Raw genomic sequence first — 4973 nt, 5'->3', positions numbered from 1 at the left:
GCGCCGCGAAGGAGGCGGCCGGAAAGGTCCCGTCGGCGTCGCGGGCCGCCGCCTCGCCCGCCACCACGGCCGCGACCGCCTCCGGAAGCCCCTCCCCTGGAAGCGCTGCCCCTGGAAGCGCCGTGCCGGAAGCGCGGCCCTGGCCTGAAGGAGCGCCCTGCAGGTGGTCCGCCCCGGTAGTCCTGTCACTCACCTCCGCAAGATACGGCGCAGGGGGGCGGTCCTGGTTCCCGGAGCCCGGCCACCACCCTCATACCGGCCCGACCTTTTGCCCCTATGATGCTTCCCTATGCCGTTGCCCAGTAGCGACAACGCCGAACCTCCCAGTTCTGCCCACAGTCCGAGCCCCCCCACCCCCAGACCCGGTGACGCGCGTTGAGTGCGCTGCTCCCGGTGCTGGTCATCCTGCTGATGGTGGCCGTCAATGCCCTGTATGTCGCCGCCGAGTTCGCCACCGTCGGCTCGCGCAAGTCCCGCGTGCAGGAGGCCGCCGAGCGGGGCAACCGCAACGCGGCGGGGCTGCTCGCGATCCTGCAGGACCCCGCCCGCGTCGACACCTACGTCGCGGCCTGCCAGATCGGCATCACCCTCAGCAGCCTGATCGCGGGTGCCTACGGGCAGGCGCAGCTCACGCCCCTGCTGACCCCGGTGCTGGGCGCTGTGGGGGGGCCGGTCGTCGCCACGATTCTCGTCCTGGTGCTGATCACGGCCCTGCAGGTGGTGCTGGGGGAACTGCTGCCCAAGACGGTGGCGCTGCGCTACCCCGAGCGCCTCGCGGTCGCCACCCTGCGGCCCATGCAGGTCAGTCTGTGGCTGTTCCGGCCCCTGATCGCGCTGTTCAACGGCACCGCCTTTCGTCTGATGCGGGCCTGGGGCCTGAACGCCGACCACAGCCACGCGCACGTCCACTCCCCGGAGGAACTCGAGGACCTCTACCGCGAGAGTGCGCGGGGCGGCCTGATCGACGCGGCCGAGCGCGACATGGTGGCGGGCGTGCTGAACGTGGAAGACCGGGTCGTGCGCGAGATCATGACCCCCCGCACCCGCATGGTGACGGTCCCTGCCCACCTGCCGGCAGAAGACGCCCTGAGGCGGCTGGCGCCCACCTCCTACACGCGGTTTCCGGTGACCGGGGACAACCCGGACGACGTGATCGGGGTCGTGAACCTGCGCCAGGTGTTCTTGCTGGCCGAGCGGCGGCCCGGCGCGTGGGTGGGCGACGTCATGCGCCCGCCCCTGATCGTGGCCGAGAGCATGGCCGTGCCTGACCTGTGGCGCAGGCTGCGCGAGGCGTCGCGTCACAGCGCCCTGGTGGTCGACGAGTACGGCAGCGTGGCCGGGCTGGTCACCCTGGAAGACGCCCTGGAGGAGATCTTCGGGGAGGTGCAAGACGAGTTCGACCACGAGGAGGAGCCCATTCTGGTGCAGGGCGAGCGGGTGAGCGTGCGCGGGGACGTGCTGGTCGAGGCCCTGAACGACCGCTTCGACCTCGAGCTGCCCACCGACGAGGTGGACACGGTCAGCGGGCTGATGTGGCAGGAGCTGGGCCGTCTCCCGGTGGTCGGCGACGAGGTCGGCGTGGAGAACCTGACCCTGCGCGTCGAGGCGATGGAGCGCCGCGCCGTGCAGCGGGTCAGCTTCCTGTTGCCGAGTGGCAGCACGGACCGTGAAGACTGGGGCAGCCTCTGATGCTCGAGTACCTCACGCCCATTCTGGTCATCCTGGTGCTGGTGCTGCTCAATGGCCTGTTTGTGGCGGCCGAGTTCGCGCTGGTGGCCTCCCGGCGCACCCGGCTGAACCTGCTGGCCGAGCGCGGGAATCCGGCGGCCCGCTGGCTGCTGGGCGTCTACGACCACCCCACCGGCAAGGACCGCTACATCGCCATCGCGCAGCTCGGGATCACGCTGGCCTCCATCGGGCTGGGCATGTACGGCGAACCCGCCATTGCGGGGTGGCTGTATGGCCCCTTCGAGGACGCGGGCCTCTCCTACGCCGCCGCGCACACCGTGGGCTTCATCATCGCGCTGAGCCTGATCACGTTCATGCACGTGGTCTTCGGGGAGATGATTCCCAAGGCGCTGGCCCTGCAGACGCCGGAGCAGATCAGCGTGCGGGTCAATCCCCTGATGCGGGTCTTCGGCTTCGTCTTCCGGCCCCTGATCGCGGTGCTGAACTTCCTCGCCCTGTCGCTCATGCGCCTCCTGAGAATCAAGGACCCCGGCAAGGACGCGCTGCTCTACACCAGCCGCGAACTCAGCCTGATCACCGAGGAAAGCGCCCAGAGCGGGCAACTCGGGGAGGCGCAGCGCGACCTGATCCAGAACATCTTCGCCCTGGAAGAACGCACCGCCGAGGAACTGATGACCCCCCGGCGCAGCCTGGACGCCCTGCCCGTGGACGCGGCCCCGGAGGACGTGCTGGCCCGGATCGCCCGCTCGCCGCGCAGCCGTTATCCGGTCTACGCGGGCACCCTCGACGAGATCGCGGGGGTGCTGCACGTCAAGGACTACATCCGGGCACGGGCGGCGGGCGCCTCGCTGGGCCTGGGGCGCCTCGTTCGCCCGCTGCCCAGCGTGGCCGCCTCCGCGAGCGCCGAGGACCTGCTGGCCCTGTTCAAGCGCGAGCGGCTGCACGCGGCCCTGGTGGTCGACGAGTTCGGCGGCACCCTGGGCTTCGTGACGATGGACGACCTGATCGAGGACGTGATGGAGGAAGAGGAGGAGGACAGTGACTGGGTGCGCCGCAACCCCGACGGCTCCTCCTCGCTCGACGGCGAGGTGCCGCTCTCGGAACTGCGCGAGGATCACGGGCTGAACCTGCACAGCGACGAGGCCACGACCATCGCCGGGCTGCTGCTGGAGGCGCACGGCACCGTGCCGCCGCCCGGCACCACCGTCCACGTGCAGGGCCACGACCTCACCGCCGAGGCGGTCGACGGCCTCAAGATCACCCGCGTGCGGGTCCGCCCGGTCCGTCCCGAGGCGTGACCGTCTCACGCGGGTGGTGGGCCTGTGCGGCGGTGCCCGTGGAGGCCGCGGTGTCTCTGACCATTCCGGGCGGGTCCTCGCTGCTGGAGCAGTACCGCCCCTCTCTCCAAAGGAACACATGAACCTGTCTGAACTGTTTGCCACCCTGCTGACCGAGATGGGCTGGAACCTCGCGGTCTGGCTCCCGACCGTCCTGATCAGTCTTCTGTTTATCCGGACCGTGCTGGGCGTGCGGCTGCGCGAACTGATCGTGGAGATCGAGGAACACCAGACCGCGGCCATCGGCGCGGTGTTCTTCTGGGTGTCTCTGGGCTTCAGCCTGCTGCTCAGCCGCACCATTGCCGGTCCGCCTTCCGTGGGCAGCGGCTCCTGGGCGGACGCCTTTGCCTGGCTGGCGGTGGCCGTCCTCGTCACCATGCTGCTGTTCGCCCTCGGCGTGCTTCTGGTCTTCGGCACCCTGGCCCGCCGCCGGAGGGAGCCCCTGCTGGTCTACATTCGCCGCGAGATGCGGCACGAGCACAACCTCGCCCTGTCGTTCATCATGGGGGCCCTGTTTCTGGTGCCCGTCGTCGTGACCTACCACCTCACCCTGTCCTGACCAAGCCTCCGACCTGCCGAGCTACGTGACGGGCACGACCCTGCACGTGGACGCCGGGTACGTGAACGCCCGCTGAACCCCGCCGACCGGCAGGGTGGGACGGTGCTCGGGTGCCGTCCCCCCCACCCTGTTTCCGCAGAGGGTCCTGCGCCGGGCTCACGTCCCAGTGACCGATCTCAACTCCCGCAAACTGATCGCGCGGCCTGCTCCCGGTTCTGCCCGGCTCAGCGGCGCACTTTCAGGGTGCTGGCGGCCTGGGCCCGCGCCGCCGCCGTGTCCGGGCGGGGCTGGCCGCGCTGGTCGAGGGTGAGCGACGCGACGTGCCGCCCGCCCCAGTACAGCGGGAGCAGCGGACCACCCGACGACGCGGCGGCGTAGCGTCCCAGCGTGATGCGGGCGGGGGCAAGGCCGCCGAGGCGGGTCAGCGCCGAACGCAGGGCCGCCGCCGTGGGGGGGGCTTTGGGCTGCGCCAGCCCGCGCTGGGGGTAGTTCACCGGTTCCAGCCGGGTGGGGTCGAGGGTGATGGTCCCCACCACCACGCCGCCCCGCTCCACCCCGGCCCGGACCGCGATCAGCCCCCCCGGACGCCGCTCCACCCACACGCTCGCCAGACGCAGGCTGCGGGCCAGCGCCGCCGGGGACAGGGCCGCCGGGGACTGGGCCGGGCGGTCGTCGTCGTCCTCATCTTTGTCCTCATCATCGTCCTCGTCGTCGTCATCGTCGTCGTCCNCACGCCGCCCCGCTCCACCCCGGCCCGGACCGCGATCAGCCCCCCCGGACGCCGCTCCACCCACACGCTCGCCAGACGCAGGCTGCGGGCCAGCGCCGCCGGGGACAGGGCCGCCGGGGACTGGGCCGGGCGGTCGTCGTCGTCCTCATCTTTGTCCTCATCATCGTCCTCGTCGTCGTCATCGTCGTCGTCCGCGAGGGCCAGACCCAGGGGGGGCATCAGGGGGGGCATCAGGGGGGGCAGGCCAGGCCACGCGGGGGGCAGCGGCGGCACGGGCCACACACCCCACAGCGCCAGCAGCGCGAGCAGCAGTCGAATCACGGGCGGTCCTCCGGGGCCAGGGCGGCGTCTGGCCGGGCCAGGTGCGGCAGGCACAGGGTGAAGGTGCTGGGCGCGTCCGGTGGCCCGGCGTAGCTCAGGGTGCCGCCGTGCACGCGGGCCACCTCGCGGGCGATGGCCACGCCCAGGCCACTGCCCTCGCTGCCGGGGCCACGGGCAAAGCGGCCGAACAGGGCGTCGCCGCGCAGGTCCGGGGGCACGCCAGGGCCACTGTCCTGCACGCGCACGCACAGCCAGCCGCCCCGCCCCTCCGCCAGCAGGCGGGTGTCGCCGCCGTGGGTCACCGCGTTGACCAGCAGGTTCAGCAGCGCCCGCGACA

6 protein-coding genes are annotated in these 4973 nt (G+C 71.7%); 3 read left to right on the top strand and 3 right to left on the bottom strand.

The window, feature by feature from the left end:
* Positions 1-193, bottom strand: a 193-nt coding sequence (locus QOL99_RS15060) for a hypothetical protein (RefSeq protein WP_285525023.1), incomplete at its 3' end; no start/stop codon positions are given.
* Between the two features lie 182 nt (positions 194-375).
* On the opposite strand from QOL99_RS15060, the gene QOL99_RS15055 reads away from it, so the two are divergent.
* The 3 genes from QOL99_RS15055 to QOL99_RS15045 all read left to right on the top strand — a co-directional run bounded on the left by QOL99_RS15055 (position 376) and on the right by QOL99_RS15045 (position 3585).
* A complete protein-coding gene (locus QOL99_RS15055) occupies positions 376-1689 on the top strand; it encodes a hemolysin family protein (protein ID WP_285525022.1) in 1314 nt (437 codons plus the stop codon).
* Positions 1689-2987 (top strand): hemolysin family protein, encoded by a 1299-nt coding sequence (locus QOL99_RS15050; protein WP_285525021.1) that lies wholly within the window; start codon positions 1689-1691, stop codon positions 2985-2987. Before QOL99_RS15055 ends, QOL99_RS15050 begins: the two co-directional genes overlap by 1 nt.
* A 118-nt stretch (positions 2988-3105) precedes the next feature.
* Positions 3106-3585, top strand: coding sequence for a hypothetical protein (locus tag QOL99_RS15045; RefSeq protein WP_285525019.1), 480 nt, complete (start codon positions 3106-3108; stop codon positions 3583-3585).
* 224 nt (positions 3586-3809) lie between these two features.
* Here the strand turns inward: QOL99_RS15045 and QOL99_RS15040 are convergent, their stop codons facing one another.
* Together QOL99_RS15040 and QOL99_RS15035 are read right to left on the bottom strand one after the other, a co-directional pair.
* The gene (locus QOL99_RS15040) at positions 3810-4181 is read right to left on the bottom strand and encodes a hypothetical protein (RefSeq protein ID WP_285525018.1); all 372 of its coding nucleotides are present in this window, start codon (positions 4179-4181) and stop codon (positions 3810-3812) included.
* A 451-nt stretch (positions 4182-4632) separates the two neighbouring features.
* Positions 4633-4973, bottom strand: a 341-nt coding sequence (locus tag QOL99_RS15035; protein WP_285525017.1) for a sensor histidine kinase, incomplete at its 5' end; no start/stop codon positions are given.

The sequence above is a fragment of the Deinococcus rhizophilus genome (assembly GCF_030271215.1).
In the GTDB taxonomy this organism is placed as follows: domain Bacteria; phylum Deinococcota; class Deinococci; order Deinococcales; family Deinococcaceae; genus Deinococcus; species Deinococcus rhizophilus.
Note: the sequence above shows the minus strand (reverse complement) of the source record. Positions and strands in the feature narration are given on the sequence as shown.